This is a genomic window from Arthrobacter sp. Alg241-R88 (assembly GCF_900537115.1).
Taxonomy (GTDB): Bacteria; Actinomycetota; Actinomycetes; order Actinomycetales; family Micrococcaceae; genus Arthrobacter.
Genome location: NZ_UNRG01000002.1, coordinates 725184 through 751769, shown reverse-complemented (window position 1 = coordinate 751769; position 26586 = coordinate 725184). Strand labels below are relative to the sequence as shown.

16 protein-coding genes are annotated in these 26586 nt (G+C 61.3%); 9 read left to right on the top strand and 7 right to left on the bottom strand.

Translation table 11 applies throughout. From position 1 onward, the window contains the following. Positions 1 to 24 precede the first annotated feature (24 nt). The 4 genes from G6R19_RS08265 to G6R19_RS08250 all read right to left on the bottom strand — a co-directional run bounded on the left by G6R19_RS08265 (position 25) and on the right by G6R19_RS08250 (position 8212). Positions 25 to 3213: a type I restriction endonuclease subunit R gene (locus G6R19_RS08265; RefSeq protein ID WP_163164043.1), complete on the bottom strand. Its 3189-nt coding sequence runs from the start codon at positions 3211 to 3213 to the stop codon at positions 25 to 27. 87 nt (positions 3214 to 3300) lie between these two features. Further along, positions 3301 to 4494 (bottom strand): restriction endonuclease subunit S, encoded by a 1194-nt coding sequence (locus tag G6R19_RS08260; protein ID WP_163164042.1) that lies wholly within the window; start codon positions 4492 to 4494, stop codon positions 3301 to 3303. Then, positions 4491 to 6119, bottom strand: a complete 1629-nt coding sequence (locus G6R19_RS08255; RefSeq protein ID WP_163164041.1) for a class I SAM-dependent DNA methyltransferase — start codon at positions 6117 to 6119, stop codon at positions 4491 to 4493. Before G6R19_RS08255 ends, G6R19_RS08260 begins: the two co-directional genes overlap by 4 nt. Beyond that, a complete protein-coding gene (locus G6R19_RS08250) occupies positions 6119 to 8212 on the bottom strand; it encodes a hypothetical protein (protein ID WP_240341800.1) in 2094 nt (697 codons plus the stop codon). Before G6R19_RS08250 ends, G6R19_RS08255 begins: the two co-directional genes overlap by 1 nt. Positions 8213 to 8425: 213 nt before the next feature. Here G6R19_RS08250 and G6R19_RS08245 point away from each other — a divergent pair, with 213 nt between their 5' ends. From G6R19_RS08245 to G6R19_RS08205, 9 genes are all read left to right on the top strand, one after another. Continuing rightward, positions 8426 to 9097: a hypothetical protein gene (locus tag G6R19_RS08245; protein ID WP_240341799.1), complete on the top strand. Its 672-nt coding sequence runs from the start codon at positions 8426 to 8428 to the stop codon at positions 9095 to 9097. 47 nt (positions 9098 to 9144) lie between these two features. After that, positions 9145 to 9771: a DUF4352 domain-containing protein gene (locus tag G6R19_RS08240; protein ID WP_163164040.1), complete on the top strand. Its 627-nt coding sequence runs from the start codon at positions 9145 to 9147 to the stop codon at positions 9769 to 9771. A gap of 695 nt (positions 9772 to 10466) precedes the next feature. Continuing rightward, the gene (locus G6R19_RS08235; RefSeq protein ID WP_163164039.1) at positions 10467 to 11351 is read left to right on the top strand and encodes a hypothetical protein; all 885 of its coding nucleotides are present in this window, start codon (positions 10467 to 10469) and stop codon (positions 11349 to 11351) included. After that, complete coding sequence (locus G6R19_RS08230) at positions 11348 to 12493, top strand: hypothetical protein (RefSeq protein ID WP_163164038.1); 1146 nt, start codon at positions 11348 to 11350, stop codon at positions 12491 to 12493. Before G6R19_RS08235 ends, G6R19_RS08230 begins: the two co-directional genes overlap by 4 nt. After that, positions 12490 to 14256 (top strand): Hsp70 family protein, encoded by a 1767-nt coding sequence (locus tag G6R19_RS08225; RefSeq protein WP_163164037.1) that lies wholly within the window; start codon positions 12490 to 12492, stop codon positions 14254 to 14256. The genes G6R19_RS08230 and G6R19_RS08225 overlap by 4 nt, the downstream gene beginning before the upstream one ends. A gap of 1 nt (position 14257) precedes the next feature. After that, entirely contained in the window at positions 14258 to 15601 is a 1344-nt protein-coding gene (locus G6R19_RS08220) for a hypothetical protein (protein WP_163164036.1), read from the top strand. Between the two features lie 173 nt (positions 15602 to 15774). After that, the gene (locus G6R19_RS08215; protein ID WP_240341798.1) at positions 15775 to 17079 is read left to right on the top strand and encodes a hypothetical protein; all 1305 of its coding nucleotides are present in this window, start codon (positions 15775 to 15777) and stop codon (positions 17077 to 17079) included. Positions 17080 to 17102: 23 nt separating this feature from the next. Next, positions 17103 to 17390: a hypothetical protein gene (locus G6R19_RS08210; protein ID WP_163164035.1), complete on the top strand. Its 288-nt coding sequence runs from the start codon at positions 17103 to 17105 to the stop codon at positions 17388 to 17390. Positions 17391 to 17655: 265 nt separating this feature from the next. Next, positions 17656 to 22482, top strand: a complete 4827-nt coding sequence (locus G6R19_RS08205; RefSeq protein WP_163164034.1) for a DUF3883 domain-containing protein — start codon at positions 17656 to 17658, stop codon at positions 22480 to 22482. A 67-nt stretch (positions 22483 to 22549) separates the two neighbouring features. On the opposite strand, the gene G6R19_RS08200 is transcribed toward G6R19_RS08205, so the two are convergent. The 3 genes from G6R19_RS08200 to G6R19_RS08190 are packed head-to-tail and all read right to left on the bottom strand — an operon-like array spanning position 22550 to position 26557. Beyond that, a complete protein-coding gene (locus G6R19_RS08200) occupies positions 22550 to 23305 on the bottom strand; it encodes a PP2C family serine/threonine-protein phosphatase (protein WP_163164033.1) in 756 nt (251 codons plus the stop codon). Further along, positions 23306 to 23980 carry a VWA domain-containing protein gene (locus tag G6R19_RS08195; RefSeq protein ID WP_163164032.1) on the bottom strand — a complete coding sequence of 225 codons (675 nt, stop codon included), beginning with the start codon at positions 23978 to 23980 and terminating at the stop codon, positions 23306 to 23308. A 30-nt stretch (positions 23981 to 24010) separates the two neighbouring features. After that, on the bottom strand, positions 24011 to 26557 hold the full coding sequence (locus tag G6R19_RS08190) for a hypothetical protein (protein ID WP_163164031.1): 2547 nt from the start codon (positions 26555 to 26557) through the stop codon (positions 24011 to 24013). Positions 26558 to 26586: the final 29 nt, after the last annotated feature.

Genomic DNA, 26586 nt, shown 5'->3' with positions numbered 1-26586 from the left:
GCCTCGTGGCAGAAGGTCTTGTGGCTAAAGATGCGCCTCGGCAAACCGCGGCGCCATTGACTCCATCTGCTCCATCACGAGCTTGATAGCCTCGGGCTGCTTGTCTGGCGGGTAGCCGAAACGGACCAGGAGTCGCTTAATGGAGGACCGTAGCTTCGCGCGGACGTCATCGCGCACCGTCCAATCAGTCCGTACGTCGCGCCGCATTACAGCTACCAGTTCCCGGGCAATGTCTGCCAGGACGCCTTCGCCTTGCACCTCCACCGCCGACTGGTTTTGGGCCACGGCGTCGTAGAAGGCCAGCTCGTCCGAATTCAGCGGGGGAGTGAAGTGCTCCCCACGCTTACCTTCGGCAGCAACTTCACGCGCCAGCTGCACCAGCTCCGCAATCACGTCGGCAGATGTGAGCTGCTGGTTCGTGTACTTCTTCATCAGCTCGGTGATCCGCTCTGAGAACGCCCGCTGCCGGATCACGTTGTTCCGGGTAGAGGAAGCAGACTCGTCGGCAATGAGCTTCCGTAGCGCCTCGATGGCCAGCTGGGGGTTCCGGGCCTTCTGCGTCTTTGCGATGAACTCCGGCGTCAGGTCATCCAGGGAGGGCTTCGGCATGCCGGCCGCGTCGTAGATGTCCAGCACCTCGCCGGAGGAAGTCGCTTGCCCAATTAAATTCCCCAGCAGCCGCTGGATCTCCTCGGGTACCGGCTCACCGCTCGCCTGCCGGTCGGCGGCGTCGTACTTAGCCATCCAGACGCGGATTTCCTCGTACACCTGGATCTCGGGACGTAGCTCGGCCAACGTATCCGAACCGGAGCACAGGGCCCAAGCACGGGACAGCTGGCTGGAGAACTTGCGGTAATTGGAAGCAAGCGAGTCGTCGCCGTCCGCAGGCTGATTGCCCGGCGTGGCGGGATTCCGCAGGTAACTGACCACACCAGTCACTGCGTTGAGGAACGATTTCGGCCCGCCCTTCATCAGCACCGACTTCCAGTCATAGCCGGCAAGCAGGGAACGCAGGGACTCCACCAGAGAAACCGTCAGCCCCACAGCCTCGTCGATGTTCCTGCCCACCGGCTTGTTCGCCCGGTCCGACTGCGTGTACTCGCCCAGCGCCTTGGCCAGATTCTCCGCCAGCGGCGCGTACGCCAAGAGCAGGCCGTCCTCCTTGCCACGGAACGTGCGGTTCACCCGGGCCAACGTCTGCATCAGCAGCGCACCCTTGAGCGGCCGGTCCAGGTACAGGGTGTGCAACGGGGGAGAGTCGTACCCGGTGAGCATCATGTCCTTGACGATCACCAGCTCCAGCTCGTCGTCCACATTCTTGAGCCGCTCCTTGACCTGGGCATTCAACGAATCCCGGCGCACATGGTCGGATACCGGGGGCGTATCGGTCGCGTCGCCCGAGTACACTACCTTGATCTTGCCCTTGGACAGGTCGTCAGAATGCCAGTCAGGTCGCAGCTCCACGATTGCGGAGTACAGCTTCGCGCAGATCTCCCGCGTCCCGCCCACAATCATCGCCTTGCCCGGCGCCTCGATGAACTTGCCCATCCGCTCGCGCCGGTTCTCCCAGTGCGCCACCAAATCCTCGGCGAGGGCAGCAACGCGCTGCGGAGCACCGTAAACGGCGTTCACGACGGCGACACTCGCCTCGAGGCGCGCCCGCTCGGTGTCGTCCACTCCCAGGGTTGCCTCATCGGCCGCCTGGTCCAAGATCTCCTCGGTGACGTCCGCAGCCAGTCCCACCTTGATCAGCCGCGGCTCGAAGTACACGGGCACGGTGGCGCCGTCCTCGACCGCCCGCGAGAGGTCGTAGATGTCGATGTAGTCGCCGAAGACGTCCTGGGTGTTGCGGTCGTCGAAGGAGATCGGTGTGCCGGTGAACGCGATGAGCGTGGCGTTCGGCAGGGCGTCGCGCAGGTGCCGCGCGTAGCCGTCCAGGTCGTCGTAGTGGCTGCGGTGGGCTTCGTCCACCACCACGATGATGTTGCGCCGGTCGGACAGCAGCGGGTGATCTGTGCCGGCGTCCTTCTCGGATTTGCTGCGGCCGAACTTCTGCAGGGTGGTGAAGTAGATGCCGCCGGTTGTCCGATTGCTCAGCTCCTCCCGCAGCTCGGAACGCTTCCTGATCTGCTTCGGCGACTCGGCGAGGAGCAGGCTGCGGTCAAAGCCTTCAAACAGCTGCCCGTCGAGCTCGTTCCGGTCCGTGATTACCACGACGGTGGGGTTCTTCAACTTGGGTGCACGCGCCACCATGTTGGCATACAATTCCATCTCCATGGACTTGCCCGAACCCTGCGTGTGCCAAACAACACCCGCCTTGCCGTTGCTCTCCACCGCCTGGATGGTGCTGGCCACTGCCTTGGTGACGGCGTAGTACTGGTGCGGCTTGGCAATGCGCTTGGCCAGCCCGCCCGAGCCCTGGTCGAATGCGGTGAAGTTGCGCGTCAGCTGCAGAAAACGTTCCTGGTTGTAGAGCCCATCCAGTGCGGTGTCGAGTGCGGTAACGGCATCGCCGTCCACCATGTAGCCCTGGGCGACGGGGACGCCGTCGTCGTCAACGTTCCACGGTGAGAAGTGGTTGAAGGGGGTGAACGGCGTTCCGTACTTGGCCTGGATTCCGTCGGTAGCGAGCGTGAAGACGCAGAAGCGGAACGCCATGGGGAATTCGCGGAGGTAAGTCTGGAGCTGGGCGTGGGCGCCGGGGAGGTCGGCCTGGGCGCTGCCAGCCTTCTTGAGTTCGATGATGCTGACGGGCATGCCGTTGCAGTAGAGCACGACGTCGAAACGCCGTTTGTAGTCGCCCTGCACCAGGGTGACCTGGTTGACGGCGAGCCAGTCGTTCTGGTCCGGTGCCTGGCTGAGCAGCCGGATGGTCGGGTTGGCTTCGTTGCCGTCGGAGTCGATGTAGGTCAGCCGGTAGCCGTCGACGAGGCAGTTGTGGATGCGGTGGTTCTCGGCCATCGCGTCGTTCGAGTTGGGTGAGGCTATTTCCGCCAGGGCCTGCTGCAGGTACTGGGCGGGGACCGTCGGGTTGAGGCGCTGGAGGGCGGCGAGCAGGCGTGGCCGGATCAGAAGCTCGGACCAGGACTCGCGTTCCCCGGTGCCGGACGCGATCGCCTGGCCCTCCAGCGGCTTCCAGTCCAGCTCGCCGAGCCGCTCCTTCGCGGCACCTTCCCAGTCGGCTTCCGAAAAGGCTACTGCTGGTGCTGTCACGGTGATTCCCCCACAATCGATTTGATGTTCAGCTTACTCAGGCTTCGGGCGGCTGCCCCGGCAGCCCACTACAACCGCATTGCGCGTTTACACACCGGCGTTCTCCAGGACTTTCTCCGCGTCCTTAACCCGGAGCTTGCCGGACATGAGCTGGGGGAGGAGAGCGTCGCGGGTAACGGCCAAGCAGGTTCTTTCTCTGATAAGGCCTCCAATTTTGTTGTCGAGGGCTTCAAGTACAGCAGTCAGAGAATGGAGTCTGTCGGCATCTGGTAGGGGAATCATTATTCCCAAGATGTCCCCAGCGCCGATATTCTGCTGTGCGGACCCCTGCCCTTTTGCGATGAAGGCGGCTTTGACATGCGCAAGCCGCAAAAAATAGTAGAGATAGTCGGCCGTCAGGCGATTGGGATCAGTGACCGCGAATCGGCCTACCCGTTGATTGAGAAGAACTCGGGCCTGCCCTCGGTGTCGGGCAACTTCCCCCACATACCCAGTCATAGCTATTAGAATGTCCTTGTCGTGCAGACGAAAACTGGCGGCGTCGAGCGCCACTGCATTACTGACGAACGAACAGCCATCCAGATCCACGATGCCAGGCTTAATGTTTCCGATTTTGACGACCGGAACGCCGGTCTCCTGCCAGTCCTTGCTTTTGAATGAATATCCAGACTTGACGGAAGCAACCTCGGAAAGCTGACAGAATGTACCGCTCGTTGAGCCCCGGTATACAAGACTCGTGCAGAAGTCATCGACAGTTGCAACGAGCTTGGTGTTGGCGGCGATCTTGTCGTCGAGGGCGCCCAGAACCTCAGCGATTGCTTGCTGTTCCTCAAAAGAGGGTGCCGGAATTTGGACCTTTAGAAGAGCGGGTTGACGAATACCCAGGACTGTGGTCCCCGTCGCCCGACCCTGGAGGTCAGCCTGAACCTGCGCTGTTTGAAACGCGTAGAACAGAAAGCGGCTATCAAGAACGCCGGCCCGTCCCCTCAGCCCGAAGACTCTCTGCGTCAGTGTAAGAGGCTCATCTGACGGCACCAGTGCGACTCTGCCAAGTGGGGCCTCGCTTGTCAGGACCACATCGTGCTTCTGAGTCTTACTTGGCATCCACTTGTCCCAAACTTCTGGAGAGACTCGCCGCGCCGAAGAGACATCGAGGGCCCCGTCTCCGACGTACATACCGGAGATGGCCGGAATGCCTTGTTCGCTGAATTCGGGGTTCTTGCCCCGGTTATCGATGAGTACTTCAAGTGAGTCACCGAGGACCAAGGTTGACCAGTTCACAACACCCGCCCCAACTGCTCGCGCACAACCGTCGCCAGCCGCTCGGATTCCTCGAACTGCTCAAACAGCTCCTTCGAAAGCCGGGCGATCTTCTCCTCGATCGGCTCGCCATCGTCCTCCACATCAGCAGCCCCAACATACCGTCCGGGCGTCAGCGCATAGTCCGCTGCCTTGACCTCGGCAAGTGAAGCCGAATAGCAGAAGCCCGCCTCATCGTCGTACGTCAGCCCTGCTTCAACGGCAGAAGAAGTCCCGCGCCAGGCGTGGTAGGTGTTGGCAATCTTGGCGATGTCGTCGTCGGACAAGGCGCGCTCGGCGCGGTCCACCATGTAGCCCAGGTTCCGGGCGTCGATGAAGAGCACCTGCCCGGTCCGGTCCACGGACCCGCGCGGCCCGACAGTCTTATCTTTGGCGAAGAACCAGGTGCACACCGGGATGCCGGTGCTGCGGAACAGCTGGGTGGGCAGCGCCACCATGCAGGAGACGAGGTCGGCCTCCACCAGCTGGGCGCGGATCTCGCCCTCACCGCCGGAGTTGGAGGACATGGACCCGTTGGCCATGACCACGCCGGCGCTGCCGCCGGGCGCCAGCTTGGAGATGATGTGCTGGATCCAGGCGTAGTTGGCGTTGCCCGCGGGCGGGACGCCGTACTTCCAGCGCGGATCCGACTCCGAGCGGGCCCAGTCCTTGATGTTGAACGGCGGGTTGGCCATGATGAAGTCCGCGCCGTTGTTCCAGGTCAGCTCCGGGTGCTGGTCACGGGCGAATGTGTCGCCCCAACGCGACGCCAGGTTGGCGTTCAGGCCGTGGATGGCCAGGTTCATCTTCGCCATCCGCCAGGTGCGCTCGTTGAGCTCCTGGCCATAAACCGAGATGTCCGAGCCCTCCAGGTGGTGCGCGGCCAGGAACTTCTCCGCCTGGACGAACATGCCACCAGAACCGCAGCACGGGTCATAAACACGCCCGCGGTGCGGCTCCAGCACCTCCACCAGCACGCGGACTACGCCAGCCGGCGTGTAGAACTCGCCGCCGCGCTTGCCCTCGGCCTTGGCGAACTTCTCCAGGAAGTACTCGTACACCTCGCCCAGCAGGTCACGCGCCTTGCTGGCGCCCTGGCCGGTGAACCGCGCAGAGTTGAAGAGGTCCAGCAGCTCGCCCAGGCGGCGCTGGTCCACGTTGTCCCGGTTGTAGATCTTGGGGAGCGTGGCGGCCAGGCTCTTGTTGGCCTGCATGATGAGCTCCATTGCCTCATCGATCAGAAGGCCGATGGACTTGGGTGCCGCGCCGTCCACCGCGTCCAAGCCCTTGGCGTTCTCTGCGAGGTAGGTCCAACGAGCCCGGGGCGATACCCAAAACACGCCGCGGCCGGTGTACTCGTCCACGTCGTCGATCAGCTGGGCGATCTGCTCCTCGTTGAGCCCCTCCGCCTCCAGCTCCGCTTGGATCTGCCCGCGCCGCTCCTCGAACGCGTCCGACACGTACTTCAGGAACACGAGCCCCAGGATCACGTCCTTGTATTGTGAGGCATCCATCGAGCCGCGGAGCTTGTCTGCCGCCTTCCAGAGGGTGTCCTTGAGTTCCTTCATGGTGGACGGGGCGAGGTCCACCTTCAACTTCGGGGGCATTATGCAGTTCCTTCTTCTGGTGCGGCGATGGAAATGGGGTCTGTCAGGGTGAGGCTTCCGCCCGCTACGCCGTCCGTAATCAGGGTAGCGAGTTCCTCCAGTTGTTTGAGGCGTTCGCGGGCTTGGGCCTGCTCGTGTTGCAGGGCTTCCAGGGCGTTCGTTAGCGGTTGGCGCTGCGCTTCCGCTGTACGGCGGAGCCGCCAGTTGCGCCAGGTCTTGTCGGCGGGATTGAGGCCATTTATGTCAGCGGCGACGACGGCGGGCAGCAGGCCGCCCGGGTCACCTTGGTCAATTCTCAGGATCCGCGCAGGAAAGACGACGACGGCGCCGCCCTCGGTATCGACCATTGTGGCAGGCCGTGGGCTGGTACAGAAGACGACGTCACCCGGCTCAGTGAGCCGCCCTGCCGGGTACTTGGCAGCGAAGTCCAGGAGGGTGATGAAGCGCGGCTCAGCGTGATGCGGATCCATCAGTTCCTCGCGGCCCAGGATCCTGCTTCCGGCCTTACCTTGTAGGTCAGCCACTTCAAGGCGGATGCCTTTGAGGTACTTGAGGTTGCCGGAGTTGATGAGATCCTGGACAGTCGCAGGAGGCGGCGGGGCGTTGGACTCGGTGGGCAGAACAGCGGGCAGTGCTGACGACTCGGCCGCGGAGGAGGAAAGGACCCGGACGAGTTTCTCAACCCGAAGCGCTGCCTCGGCGCCGGCTGCCGCCGTCGTACTTCTCCCTGGAGGGACGCTCACCAATGCGCCGGTCCGTGCAAGGAGGACACGGGTCTGCACAAGGCGGGCGAACCGGAAGGAGTGCGCGCGAATGGTGGCGCGGTCACCCATGGAGGCGACGACGTCACTGATCAGGTCCTGGCTCACGTCGAGGGTGAGCGGGGTGGTGCTCAGGTCGGCCACCATTGTCCACCGGTCCGCGATGGGAACGTCCGCGAAGGAAGGCCCTAGCACCCACAGCGCCTGCGGCTCACGCGGTTTGGCGCGAAGCATCCCCTGCTGAAGCCGGACGATGGCACGCACGCGGCCGGACCGCAGGAGATCGGAGCGGAGGTTGCCGGCTTCGCCAGGGAGGGCATCACAGAGAACCCGGGCAGGAGCGATGACAACCGCCCGCTGGGAATCATCCATCTGAAGCACGATGTTCTCGATGCCGGACAGGATGCCGACGGTATCCAGGGCCGGATCGCCCGGTGCCGGATACTGCGCCACGTGCACAGCAGGGCCGCTGACGGCAAAGGCACCCTTGGCGTCCACCCTCACCGGCCCGCTGTCCGTGCCGTGCACTGCAAGGCGCCGGCGGGCCAACCGTGAGGCGCCGCCGTCGTGGTCCGCATTCAGGAAGGTGACCGGCGCAGATTCGCCGAACTGGTGGACGATGCTGAGCATTACATCGCTCCCGCCCGGGGTGGAGTCGACGAAAAGGGGCCTGCTGTCCAGCGTGGAGGCGAGCCCCGTGGCTGCGGCAGCGACGAGCTTTAGTGCGGCGTCCGTTAGCGCGGTGTCTGAGTGCTCGCGCAGGCCTTCCTTGAAGCGGTGGCCCAGCAGCTTCTCGAAAGCCGCCGACGCACTGAACGCACTGTCCGCCAGCCTGTCCGCGAAGCTGGCAAGGCCGGGAAGTGCGGAGCCGAGGGCCTCCAACTCCGAGTAGAGGAATACATCGTCCGGATCCGCTTCGTCTGCAGCGTCCAGCAAATCGGCAGCGCTGCTTTTGCTCAGCGTTTCTCCCGTGATGACCTTCAGGGCAAGGAGCGAGGTCAGGCCGTCGAACGTTTGGCGGCTGTTCCTGGGCGCTTCGGCTGCTGGGACCGTGAGTTTGGCGTAAACCGCGACGTCGTTGTGCGCCTCCGGATTGTTGCCCCGGCCGGTTGCCTGGAGCCAGGCGGTGACCTCGTCGGCGTCGAAAAGTTCGACCCCGTTGGCTGTCGCTGCAGCTCCCGGAAACGGAAGCGGGCCGCCGCTGCTGCGCTTCCGCCACATGGATACGACAGGCCGCTGGACCTGAGCCAGCGAGGCGACGTCAGCGAGCGTCATGCGCAGTGTGCCGGTAGCTGTGTCCATGGCTGCACCCTTCAGTCGGAATCGTCCCATCAGCCTAGTGTCTCGTCCCGACATCGATGCTCAGGCTCTGATAACCCCGGTTATCAGTAGTTTCTGCCTCCTGTTCTCGGGAGCGCCCGTAAGTTCGTCCTGCAGCCAAGAAGGAATCTTCCGCAGCTGCGGCGGCGGCGGGGAACCGCGTATTGGGGGATCAGTATCCCGCCGCCGTTCTGCGGTAATCCACGAACAGAGGAAGAGGACACGTTGAACAACCAAACCAGCTACGGGCCACGGCCGGAGGGCGGGGATTTTCCGGAAGTTTCTTCTGAACTTGCTGAAGAGCAGACGGCGGCATCAGCCAAGCCGGGCAGGAAGAAGCCCATCCTTCTGGCGACGGCCGCCGTCGTACTCCTTGCCGGCGGCGTGGCATTTGGAACTGCACTGCCCGATCCAAAAGCTAGCGACGCCTACAAATCCCTGGCCGGCGAAAAGTCGACGGTCAAGATAGAGCGCGACGCGGCGCTTTCCAGCTACGCATCGCTGAAGGGCAAGTACGACACGCTTGAGAACGGCATGGCGTCTCGTGAGTCCAAGGTCGCGGCCAAGGAAGCCGAGGTGGGCAAGGCCGACGCTGCGGTCAAGACTGCAGAGGCCGCGGTCAAGGCCCGCGAGGAGGCAGTGACGGGAGCCGAGAAGGCGAAGGCGGCCAACACGATAGGTGACGGCACCTGGACGGTCGGTGCGGACATTGAACCCGGCACTTATCGGGCCGCTGCTGCAGTGGGATCTACCTGCTACTGGGGGATCTACCGCAGCGGAAGCAACGGCGGCGACATCATCGAAAACGACATCCCCGGTGGCGGCCGCCCCGTGGTCACACTTTCAGCGGGACAGGACTTCAACTCAACCCGCTGTGGCAAATGGGAAAAACAGTAACTTCTGCTATTTCCCGCACCATCCATCGCATCACCGAAAGGCACACTATGTCTCACCCTAACTTTGCCCCTGTTCCGCCCGCCGCTCCGGCGCCTGCACCGCGGCCGTTCTACAAGAAGAAGCGCTTCGCCATCCCGGCTGGCGTGCTGTTCCTCGGCATCATGCTCGGATCATGCTCCGGCGGGGGAGCTGGCACTGCTGACGTTCCGCCTGCTTCCGCTGAGGCAGTCCAGCCGGCGGCAGCACCGGCGTCGGCCGCTCCCGCACCGGCTCCATCGGCGCCTGCTGCACCCACGGTGGGCACGCCTTTTTCTGTGGAGATGCGCAACGGGGATGTTGCTCGGATCACCATCGTCTCCGCGGCCAGGACGGACACCGTGAGCACGACAGCGTTTGCCACCCCGCCCAAGAACGGCACCTACCTGCTCCTGGACGTGCTGTGGGAAACCGAGAAGGGCACCACCTCGTCCAACCCGCTCTATTTCTCCGCCAAGGATGCCAACGGGCGTAAGGCCGACATCAGCATGTTTGCCGACAACCAGCTGGGCTCAGGGGAAGTCCTGCCGGGGGACAAGTCCCGCGGCTTCATCGCCTTCGATATTGCGCCTGGCGCTGCCACAGTGATGATTTCTGATCCTCTGCTGCAGGAAGCTGCGCGGATCCAGATTCCGTAATGGGCAAGTTCTGGAACAAATGAAAGGTTGCCCTGCCGGCTCTGGTCCGGCAGGGCAGCCCCCGGAAGGACGCCCAGTTAACAAAGCACACCTTTGGGTGCAGGCGAGAATGACGCACTCGGCCGAGCACCACGCAGGTGAACTGGAATATACGAACAGCACAGCCATAACCACGACGTCAGAGAGGGACACAACGTGAGTCGTCAAAACGTCATCGGAGGGTTACGTATGCGGCAGCATTCACAACAGGGATATGATCTCGAATTAATACAAGCGGCTTGCTCAGCTATGGCTGATCGGCGTTGGGGGTTCGTCGAAAGGAAAGGCATGAGTAGGTCCGGAGACCTGCGAGGGCGCCACACGGAGAAGAGGCACTGGGTGCATGGCCTTCGCCGCCCTACGCCCATTGATTCTCAACTGTCTCTTGGGCAGGTCGAAAGATAGTGGGCTTTTGGCACACCGGCTACATGGAATTTCATGAGCCTACAGGTGAAGGTTCAAGTCCATTCGCGGAGCCCAAAGAGGTGACCTTTCCGTGTACGACCTGCGGGGTGGAGTTCTCAACGGCCCGGGATCTCCGCGTACACACTTTTGAGGGTCACCCCGTGCGACGTCCTGTTCTCGTTTTCAATGGGCGGGAATGCGGCAGGAGTCGGCTAATCATCACCAGCGAAACCATGCCGAAGGATTGGGTGATGCGCACAGCTGACGCTGTGAGCATCAATGGCAGGACAATTTCTATTGGAGACGCTGCAGAATTTCTGTCGTCTCAGCGGAGCGGTGTTGTGGACGTGACGCTTTCGAATCTGCATGTTGTCGAGACTTTCCAGTTCGAGTTCGCTCTGGCTGATATGGACGATCTTGACGGCGTTGACGCTGCCTTGGCGCGCCTGGTCGACGGGGGCGAGCTAAGCCGCAGGTCTATCGACGACTTCATCATGCGTTGTAAGCAACACCGCACTGCAGTCCGGTATCAATCCGGTCTCGCAAACTACCTTTATGCAGTTCTGGCACGCGAGGATGCTGCTGGGGCAGAGGGTTCCGAGCGATCGGGTGAGGGCAGTGGCTATGAGGGCAAATACGATCAGGCTGTCGGAATTTTGAGAAGTTTCGATCGCCCTCCAGCAGAGGCCATATGTGGCATAGTCGCCTTTCACTACAACCAGTTCGAACGCGCCATGACGAAGACCAAGAGCCAACGCGTTGCGGAAGTGTCTCTACGCCTTCAGGCGCTCCTTAAAGGGGAAAGCTGGTCGCCCGATGCGCTGTCGCAATCGCCACACCCGAGCCTAGATGTCGCGCTCAGCGACTCGATAATCGAACAAGTGCTCCGGTGGACCGCATTGCCACTTGACGGCACAGCAGGCGGCGACATGGCTGAGCTGGCTGCGAATATTAGCTCGCAACGACCATACGACGCGCTCAAGCTCCACCTGGTGTTGGCTGAGCACGCGCTGGCTGTAGGAGACTACCCTGCAGCGCTGCGACATGCCGAAAGCCTTCGACACAGCCGTCTCAGCGAGAAATGGTACAGAAACTTCCGACCTCGAGTTCAACGTCAAGGAGTTCTTAAAAAGTGACAACAGACGACGGACCCACTGGAGTTCATTCGGCTGAAGGCTCGGATCCGTCCCTGCCTAAAGAACCTGCGGACATCGGCCCGCAACCGCCCAACCTGGGCAACAGCAGCAAGCGGGAGCGGCCCAAAACGATTCTCGCATTGATGGAATATGCCTATAAGGAAGCGGGACGAAAGCTCAACTTGTCCCGTAAGGACATATTCGATCTGTCCCTACGCCCAGAGGATGAGCAAGCAGAAATCGATACTGTTCGGCAATTAGCTGGGAGAGATCCACTATTTGCCGTCCCGCCGAGTTTATTATCGTCACTGGCTGAGCTGGGATCAGAAACGCTTGTGCGTGGCCGGATTCTCGATCTGGTTGTCGTGGCTTTCGCAAGCCACAAACTCTTCGAGGGACAGATTGAGCGCTTGAAGGAACAGCGGCCCCAAGAAATGCTTACGGCTGTAGAAGTCAATCGTGCGGCCCAGCACATAACATTCAGCGCTTTGGGGCTGAAGGAGGAATCCGAATTCAGCGACGCAAGCCGGGCGCGGCTTCGCTACAACGCGGTATCCGCTCTCGAGCTCTTCCGCGTTCTCCGCGATCGGTGGACTTCGCGGCAGTTCATCGAGGATATGAGTGCCACTGTTTGGGACACTCCGGCGCTGCCAAGTGCATACAAGACGGCTGCTCTTCTGGCGACAGCAAGAAATACAGAAGCACTGAGCCAGGTCTCACGGCACTTCGAGCATGTTCTCCATAACTCGAAGAGGGAAACAGAGAAGGCCATTTCACAAGCACGGGAGCAGGAGCTTCGTGCCATAACGGCCGAGGGTTTGGGAAAAAGACTGGCAGCAGATCTAGAAAAGGCAAGAGCACATGCCGCGGAGTTGGCAGCTAAAGCCAATGAACTTGAGCTGCGGCTTTCGGTAGAGCAAAGCAACCGCGTGGTTGATAAGAGCCACCATGTCGATGACTATGAGGCTCTCAGAACTCAGGTGATTCGCCGGCTTTCTACCCAGGCTGAGCTTTTAGGGGACGGGCTTCACGCCCTTCGCCATGGAAGCACAGGTGTGGCGGAGGAGTTCGTGGACAGGGCACTCACTGCAATCGGTGGTGAGGTCACGCGCCTTAAGGAACTGGATGGGGGAGTGCAATGATTGCAGGTTTTGATTTCGGAACGACTAACAGTCTGGTTTCTGTGGTCGTTGGCGACCGTGTTATTGACGTTTTGGACGATGAGGGCCTGCCGCACCCATCTGTCGTTCGATACGAGGGCGAGGAAGTCGTCGTCGGACGCGAGGCCCGCCATGCGCTTGAAGAAGTCGGTCTCGGCGTGTACGGCAACACCGTGCGTTCGCCAAAGTTTCTCCTGGGCGAGGAGTCAGTGACTGTCGGAGGCGTCGACCGCAGCCCCATCGAGATTGTGGCAGATGTCATCCGCCACGTCCGTTCCGAATCACGGCGAAGCGGTCAGCGACAAGTGCTGGGCGAGCTGGACCGTGCAGTGGTCACGATTCCTGTGAACATGAACGGCCCGAGACGCGCGGCTCTTCGAGAAGCGTTCGCCCATGCGGGAATCTCTGTGGCTCAGTTTGTTCACGAACCACTTGCAGCCCTCTACGGCTACCTCCGCGGTGCAGCAGATACCGACAGTGAAATCCGGGGCCTGATGCGACGCAACGTACTGGTCGTTGACTGGGGTGGCGGTACCCTCGACCTCACACTTTGCAGGATTGAGCCGGGGCGGATCCTCCAGCTCCGCAACGGGGGAACTGACACAGTCGGGGGCGACAAATTCGATGAAGTGATACGTGACGAGGTCGTCGCGCGATTCTCTACGAAGCACGGGATCTCCACATCGGATCACCCCACGAAGGAAGCACGGCTCAGGCTGTTGCAGGATGCGGAACGGAACAAGATTGCACTCTCGGAGCGGCCGAGCGTCACTTTCTATCGTCCAGGGTATTTCCCAGAATCCGAGACCACACTTGAGTACCCGCTGACGCGGCAAGAGCTGGACGCAATTACACGACCTCTTGTGACATCTGGCATCAGGGATATTGAATCGCTCCTTGACAGCGTCGGCATGGCACCCGCTCAAGTCTCACTTTGCCTGGTTGCCGGCGGTATGGCGGCGATGCCAAGCATACGCAGCCGGCTGCACGAACTCTTCGGGCCTGAACGAGTACTCGTCCCTGAGAACAGTGCAACGCTTGTTTCGCAGGGAGCGGCACGCATCGCCCATGACTCACAGCGGCTGGTGCTGGCAAAGCCCATTGAGCTGGAAATGGCACGTGGTTCACGCCTTCCACTGTTGAGGGCCGGAACAGCGATGCCGAATGATGGCGAAGTGTGTCAAGACCGCTTCCACCTGTACTGCACCGACCCGACTGACGGCGCGGCAAAGTTCGCCATAGTGGCGCCAACTGAGCTTGCTGATCAACCCCAAGCCAGCGATCCGAGAACATCTCTCGGCATGGTAGCCATTGCTGTGGACAGGACAGCCCCACCTCTCGTCGAGCGGCTGGAACTCGACGTCAAGGTCGACGACAACCTCATTTTGTCTGTCAGCGCTATGTCCAAGCAGCGCGGCGACAGAGCAGACGCGTCCTACTTTGATCTGGAGTTTGGCATCGGACTCCCCGGCAGCAATGACCTGGGTCCAATTGATATTGCTGACACCGAGGCCTATGTACCCAATGACGGCCTTATCGCCCGTGCCAATGTAGCCGATCAGCAGGATACGAGGCTGGTTCCCGGAGACGTGCTTTATCAGCATCGGCCTCATGCGTTTTCTCGGCTCCCCGGCCCGGACCAGGCCACTGATGAGCAACTGATCGAGCACCTCTACTACAAGCCGTGTGCCGTCTGTAAGCGTAAGTGGGGCGATCCCGCTTGTAGGTGCGCCTCGGTAGCCTGAAATGGCTTCTCAGCAGGTCGTTGTACGTATCCAGGATGGTGCGTCCGTAGTTGCGGAACTTGTTCGTCGACCGGTCCGGTTAACTCCGGTCGGATATGCCGGCATAGTATACGACGGCGCGGTGTACCCGTTGTTTGCCCACGACGTGGTCGACATTTCCGGGGCATCGTGGGAAGTCGAGGATTGCAGCAGGTTCCTTTTCGCAGGAGCTTCTATCCCATACGCGCCGCAATTTGACGACGTCGGTGAGCAGCAGAACTTCCTGGGTTTCCACGGTGAGTGGGAGGTCGAGACCAATCGCTTTGGTCATTACCTTGTCTTTAACGCCCCTGAGCGACTTGCAACGGATGTGGTCGACGCACTCGAGGCCGGAGGTCTTTCGGTCCAGAGGTGGGATGTCAGCCATCGTCCCACACACGAGGGGAAGTTCTACGACTGGTTTGCCCGGCTTCGGTTTAAAGGCAGCCACGAAGAGGTCGTGGCTCAGATCTCCGCCGTCTTTTCGCCTGCCTCAGCCGAGCCAACAGCTGCGCCCGCTCCGACCCTTTCAGTCTCGCCGCTAGAGGATCTCGCAGCACAGGTCGAGCAATTGGTCGATCTGACGGCCGAACTCAGGGAGCGTCTCAGCACCTCTGAGTCGGAAGCTTCGCTCCTGAAAGGGCGGCTCATTGCCGCCTCGAGTCGGGAGTCAAAACTTTCCGACGATTTAGATCGGGCCCTGGATCATCAAAAGGCACTACAAAATCAGCTTGAAGAGTTGAGCCGTGATCCCCTGCAAGCTGTTGAAACGAAAATACTGCTGAAACGTCAGGCCGAGACCGAAGAACTTCTCGAACTGGCGTTCGCGGAAAACTCCGAACTTCGCAGCAGTCTGGCAGGTTTCCGCGATCAGGCGGAGCAAGGCGATGTACGGATCATGACACTCGAGGCAATTGTGGTCGACCAACAAGAACGCCTCCAAGAGTTCGGGGAACAGGAGCGAGTGCGGCGTAGAGGTAACGCGACGGCCCGAGCACCTCGTCGTGGTGTTCCTGGATTTCTGGATGTGGCCTTCTCGAGGCTGAGTTTTGTTCTCGACAGCGTTGAAGTATTGGCTAATCTCGATTCATCAGCGTCTATGATGCGATCGCTAGTGCAGATTGATATGGGTGAAGTTGTGGGCAAGGATTTGGAAGGCATGCGCGGCTGGCGCGAGGTTTCGAAGCTTGCCACGGGGGTTGCTGGTAGCGAGGACATGGGTCGCATTTATTACAAGCCGGACGGCGACCGCGTCCTCGTCAGCGTGCACGTGAAGCAAGACGACAAGGAACAGCGCCGTCACATCGAGAGGCTTCGCTCCATATGAGGACCGTATTAACTATCCGGCGGACTTGCAGTGGAAGTAGGCGTGGCCGGAGTGGTGCCGCGTGGCGCGCTGAGAGCGGCCGGATCGTGCGGGAGACTGATAATGGTGCGGCAGAGGAGCGCTAGGCTCCTCTGCCGCGAACAGAATTGCTGCGTTTGTGAACAGGCTCAGGGTTGAGCCTGTGGTTGAAGGGGGAGAGCATAATGACCGAGTTTGAAGACGTGACACTGGAGACCCAGCTCGATGACGAGGAGGCCAACTTAGACATCGAGAAGGCGGTCAGCGCCCGTCATTCGATCGCCCGGAAGTACGTCATGAGGATTCGGCGCCGGCGTCCGGACGCGACGCCAGCGGAAGTCATCAAGTTGTTGGAGCGTCACTACAGCACATCGATAACCGCTGCAGGGGCTGCTATCGCTGCTGGGTCTATCGCCGCTGAGGTGGGAATTTCCTTTATTCCGGGTGGCAGCGTCGCGGCCACCGGTCTGAAGACAGCAGGGAAACAGGCTGCGAAGAAGACCGTGCAGGTAACGGCGAAGGAGGCGGCTAAGGTGGCCGCCAAGAACATGGCCATGGGGGCAGCGAAGACCGGTGCTAATCGTGTGGCCGCGCTCCTGCCTGCAGGTGATCAACAGCTTCAGTTCGAACTCACGGCAATCTTTGGACTTGCCCTTGCCGACATTCATGGAATGGATCTTGACCAAGACCAGGCGCATGCTTTGGTTTACGGGCTCACCAACGATTCCGTAAGCCAGAAGCAGATCGCGACCATGGCCAAGGACGTTGCGGAAAATTCTCGCGATGGAGTTGTGGGCGTTGGCCACAAATTCGCGGCCGCCAGCGGTGACTGGTCGCACTGGGCGACGACACTCGCAGACACACTGCCTAGCGGAGCCGCGCAAAGCCTCGTCCGAACCATCCAGACGGGTCAGCTGGATACCGTGCGCGAGACCTTGAGCGGGAAACAAGAGTCTGCGATCGAATACGGAGTTGGCGCGCTGACCGGCGGGGTTAGCCGCTTCGTATTTGGCCGCGACGTCGTCGTGGCCGCCCGGGCCGCGTTCCCCGAGGCCCCGGATGAGTTCCCGGCTCGCCTGGCTCTGCAGGGCAAGTCCTCAGAAGCTGACGAACGGGAAACCGAGCCCAACCGCGCACTTGCAGCTCTGGAAGATGCTGCGAAATCTACAGGAAGCTGGATCACCGGAACGGCCAGCACTGTTGGAGAAGGAGTTGCAACCGGTGCCTCGGCCGTGGGCACGGGCGTAGCAAGCGCCGCCGCTGCAGTGTCCCGCCCTTTCCGGCCTGTGGACGTCGACGGGGACGGCATCCCGGATGAGCCGCAGGCCCTCACCGCGGTAAAGGGCCTTGGCGGTGCCCTTGCTGGAGCCACGGGCGTGGCGAGTGGAAAAGTTGCCGGGTTGTTCAGGTCGCGGAAACGAGACGCAGCCGAGGAGCCGGAGAGGGCGCCTGAGGAATGAATCCAGACGCTTACAGTGCAGAATTGGCCGCGGCCATGGAGGCTGGTTTCATAAAGAACCCCAACACAGGCGAGCACTGTCACAGCCTTGCCGACGCCTACATGGCTTCTCTGGCCGACAGTGCCCTACCAGCGGACATTGAGGGACGCCAAGAGTACGACGGCTTAGTCGCGTGGTCCCTGGAGAGGAGAAACGTGTCGCCGGGAGAAGTCGTGAGGACGTTCAACTACATCCGAGTTAAGGCGGTTCGAGTGGCCATGAAAGTAGCCCAGGGGCGCGGCGAGGTCGGCCAGAACAACTTCAATTATTGAGCCGCCAGTGATCCTCAAACAGCAGACTTCGTGACAATCCCGCCAACCGGTAAGTTCCCTACATAACAGCTCGGCAAGCGACTTGCAGTGCACCGCAAGCCTACAGATGAACTGCATGTCAGCGCCCTTAGTAAACCACCCGCAAGTAACCAAACTACAAGACGCATCTATGCGCACAGTCGCCCCTGAGGACGTCGGCAATAAGTGTGCGATCAATGGGACGGTCCACCCACTCTTTTTTGGAACCATGTGGTGGAATACGTACGTGACTGCGACGACGCCCCTGCCCGATGACATCCTCGAGCGCATTTGCCGTGAGAACCTCGCTGTGTACCGGGAGTCACAGGGCCGGCTCTTGGAGGACGTCAGCCAAGAGGCGCAGGTCGCCCATGACTATCGCGGGCGTCTCGTGTATGAGCTCCTCCAGAATGCGGATGACGCGCTGGTGGGCGTTGCGAGGACCGAAGACAGGGTCTTGTTTCGGCTCACCGACAGCGAGCTGTGGGTTGCCAATACGGGGCGCCCCTTCACGGAGGCCGATATTCGCGGATTGTGCGGCTTGGGAGCCAGTTCCAAGGCGCAGTCCGGGGGCCCCAAGCGTGCCAGCATCGGTCACAAGGGGTTGGGCTTCAAATCGGTCCTTGAAATCACCGACAGCCCTGAGGCCTACTCCGAGACGGTGTGTTTCCGATTGGGGCGGGAGCAGGCGGAAGCGCAGGTGTCTTTGCTCTGGAAGGAGTTTGACCGCGGCAAGGTCCGCGGGGTGCCGGCGATGCGCTTCCCGTGGGCGATCGCTGAGGGGCACGAAACCTGGGACCAACTGCGTGCAACCGGCTATCACAGCGCCTTTCGCTTCCCGTTCCACGAACGGGTTAGCTGCGAACAAAAGGCGGCACTCGCGCATCAATTAGTGAATCTGCCGATGACCAGTGTGCTCTTCCTCAAGCACCTTGAAGAAGTGGTCATTGAGGTTGCGACCTCCAGCGAGGAGTCAGCCCGTCAGTGGCTCTTGGAGAGGCACCGAGTGACTTCCTCTGGCGTCGAGCGGTGTGTCGGCCTGACGGAGTCGGGCCTTTTCAGGGTCGACTTGGTCAACCGTGAAGGTAAGGGCGACAGTTATTGGATAGCTCACGACGGTAACGTGCGAATCGGCGGCCACCGCGATGGCTTGACTGGGCCGGCATGGGAGGGCGTGGACGTCACCGAAGTGTCGGTCGCGGTCCGGGATGCCGACGACCCGCGGGTCAGGCCGGAGGACCGCAGGTTTCACGTCTTCCTGCCTACCCAGGAGCCTTCATCCTGCTCGCTGCTGGTCAATGGGGCCTTCACGACTGACCTTTCACGGCAGCACATTCAAGTCGCGGACACCGAGTCGAACTACAACGGGTATCTCGTACGTTGCGCAGCCGAGACATTTGTGCGGATGCTCATGCCTCACCTCCTTGCCAAGGGTGGCCCCCGTTACGTCCTGCGAGTTCTGGATCGAGGCGAAAGCGATTCCGGGACGGCAGGCGGACTCCTCGGCGAAGCCATCGCCAGGGAAATGACGGGTGTCCGTTTCCTGCCCTCAGGACTGAATGTACTCGCCCTTAATGAGGCGGTTTTTCCATCGCACGATCTTGGGGCGGAGGGGTCCGCCTTCGCTGCCCTCCTCAAACCGGAATGCGTTATTGAAGCCAGACATTTCCCTGATCCGGAGTTCTGTGAAGGCACGCTTGCCAGGGTGTGTGCGGCCTATGGGTCAGTGGCGCTGAGCCCGATTGACTCACTACGCGCCCTTGCGCACAATCTCGACTCGGGGAAGACAGTGTTGAGGCCAAGCCTCGACGCTCGTTATCAGGTTGACCCAGTGCTTGATCTTTGTGCACTCCTCTGGGAACGGTCGGACGCGCCGGATCGCCAGGCCTTGGAGGAGAGCGCCCGGCTGGAACCGGTCTTCCCTGTCGGCGAGAACGATGATGGCACCGTTAGGAGGATAGCGCTGCGAGGTGAAAGTGCGTTTTACCCGCCGCGCTCTTCGGCAGAGGAACTTCCCCTTCGTAAGTTACAGTTCCTCGCACATGCGGTCTGCTGGGGCACGCTCGGCAGGACCGAACAGAGGTCGGTCCTGGAGCGCCAGATGAAGGCGTGGGATGCACTTTTTGACGTGAAAGAGTTCCGCTTCGAGGAGGTCATGCGCGCTGCGGTCCTCCCAGGACTCACCCGCACGGCAGGGGCCGATGCTGAGTTGCGGGAGTCCAACCGCACCATCGAAGCACTCGCCACGATATGTCGATTGGCCGGAAAAACCACCAAACCCGATCAGCCTCTTCCCATGGGGCGGCTTGGTTCGGATCGAGCGTTCTTCAATCTCAGCCGCCTTGATGTTCCGTGTCGTGCTGATGACAGCGGGGAGTTGACCTGGGCACCGGCCCATCAGGTTTACTTCGGAAGAGATTGGGTTGGCGATGACTCTGTGGAGCCCATCGTTGAAGCAATGGCCGATGCGGGCGAGGTCATGCAAGTCCGATTCCTTGCATCGCCCGACGTGTTCGCCGAGTTCTCTGCCAGCATCGGGGTCAACGAGGATGACGACGCGAGTCCAGGGACAATCGATCCCGACGAGGGAGAAGTCGACCTAGATGACGACACCGACGAAGCACTTGAGACCACCGTCGATGATCGCTGGCGCAACTTTTTCGCTTGGCTCGGAGTGAGCCGCGGTTTGAGACTGATCCACTTTCACGATGTTGACGACACCGGGACCGGGTGGACAAACACTAAGGGTCTCGGTCTCCCTGGTGGTTGGGCTTTCTCGGGCTTGGACAAGGTCTGGTCCGAATACCAAGCGGATCTCGTCGGGGCACTCGCGTCGCATCCACGATGGGAGCAGACGGATCACTATCTTTATCAGGTTCACAACCTTGATCGGCTCGATGAGATCGCGAGAGTCGCCCTGCGTCGGGACACCGACGTGGCCGAGAAGCTGCTCGACCACCTCGTTCGCAACTGGAACACCTACGCCCGCCACACCCAGGCCAAGTTGGCATTCGTCGGAGCCGGCAAGTGGCCGTCGTCCCGCACGGCTCCTCCGCGAGCAACGTCGGAAGAACTCGTTAATGCTGGCCCAGATCTATGGCTCTATCGACTTCGTCACCACGCGATTTGCCCCACTAGTCATGGTCCCCGGCGTCCAAACCAAAGTTGGCGCCGATCCGAGGAGCTTGTTCGTCGTCTGGGCCGCAGTGGGCGCGACGCCGACGACTACCTTCCCGTCCTCAAACAACCGACTGGGGTGCCACCGTCGACACTCCGCGCTTGCCTCGATGAACTGCAAGTCCGCGGTGAGCTTACTCCGGCCGCGTTCAATGTCGAGGATGCACACGATCTATGCCTACGCATTTCGCACCTCTACCCGTCGGGCATCACCGACCAGGCGCTGCGCTTGGAACTGCGGCCGATCTACCGACAGATGTTCGAACTCCTGGTTGGCAGCACTGTGAACGACGGGGCGCCACTGATTGACACCCCGCTTGCCGCTCGCACCGCGGCTGGGTACCAGTTCCTCGCCGCGCGAGATGTGGTGTACGCGTCGGTGTCTGGCAGCCGAGAACGGAGCGGAGTGCAAGACAAGGTACCGATGTTCGTTCTTGAGGCCGAGCCGGGAGCGCTTCGTCCGCTCCGCGAGCTCTTCGGGACCCCGCTCCTTGAGAGCGCGTTGGAGTGGTCGGCGAGGCCGGGTGAGACCCCTCTTGAACCGTCCGGCCTCGGCACTTTCCGCCAAGGACTCCGGGACCTCATCCCACCGCTACTCGCCCGCCTAAGTGCCGATCGAGCTGACCGGAGTAGGGCCGACCAACAGGCCTTGACTGAATTCGCTGAGAAGTTGGAACCCGTGGAGTCGCTGAATCTGAGTTGTTCATTCCGAGGGCAGGACCTTGGTGACATTCCGCAGCGGACGTACTACGTGCGGCGCTCCGAAAAATCAGGATTTCAAGGTTTCGCCGTGTGGACCGGCCCTGCGTGGCCGCCGATAGCGGAGGACGCTCATACCTTGGCTATGGCGCTTGCGGAGACCTTGGAGGTCAACACTGTCGAGACCTTCTTATCGTTCATCAACGCGAACCCCGCACAGCGACAGCAACTGCTCGATCTGGCCGGCGCCGCCGAGAAGCTGGAGCAGGTGCAGCAAGACCTTGCCGATCTCGGAGAGGACGCGTACCACGTCGATCGGCTGGCGAACCGCGTAGAAAGCAACAAGCTCGCCACGACAGACGGCGAGTCAACAGAAGCGGCCACCGGGCACGCAGACCGAACCCCTCCCGCAGCCACCCGTGCCGCTCCACGTATCCCGCTGCACCGCTACGAAGACCTCCTGATAGACGGAGAACTCATCCGCATCCAAGGATCAGGTCCCAAACACGAGACCCCAGGAAGCAATGGTCAACCCGGAGCCGCAGGTGACGACCACGGCGCCCAGGGGGGTGGTTCTGCAGGCGTGCCCAGGGCAGCCGCCGGCACCAACCTGAACGAACTTGACCGACTTGGCATGCGTATAACCTTCGCATTTGAGGAGCGACGATTCATCGGGCGGAAGACCGTCGTGCTCCCAGGAGAAACGCCCCCTGAGAATGCGGACGTGCTCATCGTCGACGTCAGCTCGCCAGAGATGATCGCAACCGCTATCGAACAGTCCACCGTAGTCGAGGAAGTGTTTGACCAGCTCGCTGAGCAAGGCATCAGCCAGCTCTACCCCGGCTTCGACGTGCTAACTATCCAAGGCGGTTCAATCGATCGAATGATTGAACTGAAGTCGTCCGGAGTCGACGCACAAGTACAAGCCATGAGTTGGAACGAGTGGAAAACGGCCGGCGGTGAACTAAGAAGTCACTTCTGGCTCTACCTCGTCGGCAATCTTCGCGCCGACCTCGAAAACGCCCCACCCTTCGTGAGAGCCGTTCAAGACCCATTCGGGACACTTGCCTCATCAAAGTCGGAAGACGTCATACGCAAGCGGACAGTTCAACTCCGAGTACGCGAGTTCGCCGCTGCAGATCAACTCACCCTAGAGCTGCGACACGAGGAAGACGCGCCAGCCCAGGACGACCCCTGAGCAGGATGGCCAAGTCCACCGTTGCCTCACCTTCGACCCCTTCAAAGAACCTCTTCGGCGCTGGACGTCACTGCGCGGCCTGCCGGCCGAGGATTCCGATTGAGCAGTCGTCCTTCGTCGCATTCCGGATGGTGACATTCACGAGCCGCCGCAGTCGCTTCTTGTAATCGGAGTTCTTGCTCTGGCGACCAGGTGCCGTGCCGACGGCGTCGATGAGTTTGGAGCATGCGCCCGCTAGCTCGCCAGTGCGCGGGTCGTACAAGCTGTCTCCTGAGCCATCACTCATGAGTATGAATCCGCTGACGCCGCCCAGCGATCCGCGGAAGAGTCGCATGGATTCGAGTGCACGTGCCGAGGTGACGAACGTCGTCTGATTCGCGAACTCGGCGTTATCGGGGCCTGAGATGACCCTCAGGTCGCCATGCTTCAGGTACCCGACGACCCCGTCGCCGACATGGGCGCCGAGGAACCTGTCGCCGGATACGGCCACGCAAAGGAACGTCGAAGCGAGATCGTCGGGCGATACATTATGCCGTTCCGCTACGGCTGCCACCTTGGCTGCAAGTCGGCCAAGGAGATCCACCTTCACCTGGATGCCGTCGTTGGATGCCGCGTACTCCGCGAACTGTTCGACGAGTACAACGCATCCTTCATCGACGACCGCTTGGGCGCCGAACTGAGAGTGAGTCGCAGAGCCTGCGCCGTCGGCCAGGCAGAGGACTTGGACGCCGCCGCGAGAGAGGTAATTCGTCCGGTCTTGGACCGGCGTGCCATCCCGCAGGTGGCCGTGCCCCCTGGCCTGGTAGTGGAATTCCTTGAACACCTACAGTTCCGCCCAGCCGGCGAGCCCTTCGAGGTCGAGCTTGACGGTGTCGCCGGGAGTCGACCGCGAGACTCGTGCGACCGACCGAGATAGCCACTCGAAGAATTCCTTGAACTTCAGGCCGTCGAGGCGCAGGGGAGGACGGTTGGGGCTGAACCGGGCGAGTGTCTTCATGTCGGCACCGCCGCCGATGCCGATCGGAAACACCGTGAGCTTCTTGGCCTCGACCAGGTCGACCACTCGCCTGACGGCGGAGTCGATGTTGTCCGTCGGCGCGCCGTCGGTCATGAGCACCAGCCACGGCTGGTAGTAGAGGACGCCACTGCCGGAGTAGGTCGCTTTCCTGTTCTCGAGCGTGTCCAGGGCGAGGTTAACACCGGCCCCCATCGCGGTGGTGCCGCTCGCGGTCAAGGCCGAGATCCGCCGCAGCCGCTCGATGCTCGCGAAGTCATGGACGAGGCCCGTAGACGAGTTGAACTCGACGATGTTGATCTCGGCTGAGTCATGAGCGTCGTCGTCTTCGTCGATCGCGTCGTAGAAGAGGTTGACGCCGCGGACGAGTTCCTGGATCGGCGGGCCGCTCATCGAGCTGCTGGTATCGAGGCAGAGCGAGACGGGTACGCGCGGGGTCGGGTTGTCGACGAGGTCGTCGGCCCCGATGTTGAGTCGCGCCATAGTGCTTTCCTTTCGTTGAAGCTGTTGTTGCTAGTTGCCTGTGAACCACTTGCGGAGGCGTGCCCAGAAGCCCACCTGGGTTTGTGCGCTTGGCTTGGTAGTGGAGGCAGTGGGGCCGGTCCGGGGCGTGCGTGGCAGTGTTGGAACGCAGCCGGCGGGGTAGCGCCCGCCGGAGCCAGCCCTGTGAGTTGTGGGGACCGATCGACCGTTCCGCTGGTGCCACTCGACGTTTCCGTATGTGATGAAGGGCTTCTGGCACCGGACGCAGAGACGAGAAGGGTCGAGGGTGTTGGCGCGAGCCTGCCGTTCGTCGTGCTTCTGCGCGCAGGAAGGGCACCGACCGTACTTCAGCTGGCTTTTCGGGAAGGGCCGGCTGCAATCGCGGCATGGCACAGTGATCGTTGGAGCGGCAGCGGCTCGGCCTGGCTGCTGATCACGGCACTTGTTGCATTGCCGTGGGAGAGAGTGCTCCTGGGTGTCGTCGATCCAGATGCCAGCGATTGCGTTCTGACGTCCGCAGGTGGGGCAGTCCCGGATGGGGGTGTCCTGCTTGAACGCCTTGTTGCGGATCGGGTACACATCGTTCGACATGGGGTCGAAGTTCATCCGCTTGTTGCCCAGATAGCTCTTGTACGCCTTGAAGGCTTCGAGCCACTCTGCGGCAGTTGGACGCTTCTTGTAGTGCTTGCCTTCGCGATGGAAGGTGTGCCAGAAGAGGTCCTTCACCGGCTTGTGGATGTGGCTCCACATGTACTTCCAGTCACCGTCCGGCTGGTCCTTGTTGTTGCGGTTCTCGTACTGGAAGGCGAAGTTGCCCTCCTTGATCAGTTGAACCATGTCGCCGTCAGTCCCCGTTCGGATGTACGGGAACTGTCCGGTCATGACGATCATGAACAGCATCGTCGCGACGGCGAAGAGCTCGTCTTCCATCGTCCGCAGAACGTCGGAATAGGTCTTCCCGAGCATCGCGGGTGAGGCGAACATCGGCGTCCCGACAGGGCAGGGGTAGCCCTCCAACTGCCAGGAATCTGCGTCGATGATGAAGACGTTCTTCTTCTCATCAACCATGAGGTTCTTGGGGTTGATGTCGCCGAGGATCACGTTCATGGAGTGCAGGTACTGAACCTTCTCCAGGAACGAGATGCAGATGTCAACGAGGTCGGCCTTCTTCCAGCTTGGAAACTCGCGCTCGAACTTTCGCTTGTTGAAGACCGTACGTTGAAACTCGCGCCCGCTGGCCTTCGGCATCACGTATCCAACGAACTCGCCGTTACCGTTGCGGACAACCGCGGAGGGGATGCAGAGGCCCTTCGCGCGGAGGTTTCGATCGACAAGCAGTTCGATCTTTTCTTTGCGGTGTCGCGTGAGGTGGTCCTTATCGAAGATCTTGACCACTGTGCTTAGATCGGCGTCGTATACGGTCCCCTCGCCGCCTTCGCCAAGCAGCGCGCCCAGCACGAGCGAGCCGCTCCGGTCCGCGGATGCCCACGTGACGTGGTCTCCCTGCTTAGGGAGTGCAGAGAAGGCCACTGGCGTGTCGCTGGGCTTGAGCCTTGCCTGCGCAGAGAACGAGTTGGTCGGTGTCGATGCAACGGCCGAGCGTCGCGGTTCCGGCGATGACGGCGACTTCACCGCCCTCGGACCCAGGTTGGTCGCGGGCTCCTTTAAACCGAACGCCTTGCCAAAGTCGTCCAGAAGCGGCTTTAGCACCGCGACCTCGGACTCGTCCTTGAAGCTGCCGCTTCCCTCCGCAATGCAGGTTGCGTGGCGCTTGTACTTGCGGAACCCGCGCTCGAAGAGCGATTCGTCGGACTCGACCTCGAGATCGCCATCCTTTGTGAGGACCCCGACGAGAAGGCGCTTGGCGAGCCGGTGCGCGAGGAGGCGAATCCGCAGCTTGATGGTGATGTCATGGGTGAGCAGGCACATCTCATAAGTGCCGGCAAATCGCTCGAAGAGCTTCAGAAAGAGGTCGTCAGCGTAGGGGTTGGTGTCATCACCGAGGTCCTTACGCACGAGCCCGGCTTTGCTCGCGCTTTCAAGGAAGGTCAGCGTAGCACCGGCCTTCTTGATCGCCTCGGCGCGCTCCATAGTCTCCCCGGAGGGGTGGATCCGGCTCTGCTTCGTGAGTTCGCCAACGACCTTCGTCGGTACGACGACAGGGTTTCCATTCGCGATGATCGCACTCTGCCCGCGCTCGAAGAGACGCTTTAGCCCACCAGCGCGGCGCGCGTCTGTGTCCATGAAGACGTTGGTGTCGATGAACAGCCGTCGGTTCGGCTGGAGGAACTCGACGGGGTCGATGAGCTGGTACTCGAGCGCATTGAGCACTATACGTTCTCCATGTTTCTGAATGTCCGGAGCTTTGGGATCAGACTTGTGTGACTGTAGGAGCCCTGACGGTCGACCGTGTCGAGCGCCCCTTCCAGGGGTGCGTTGATGAGGGGTGCCGGTGGTTGTGCCATCCTCGGCCGGGTACTTCGACAAAGCGAGTGTCTCCTGAAGCAGTGCGACAGAGAGGATCGGCTCCATCCCGTACCGAGAGTCGACGACGAGCGCCTCGATCTCGTCACCCACGGACACGGCCTGGCGCGGCTTCCCCTCGA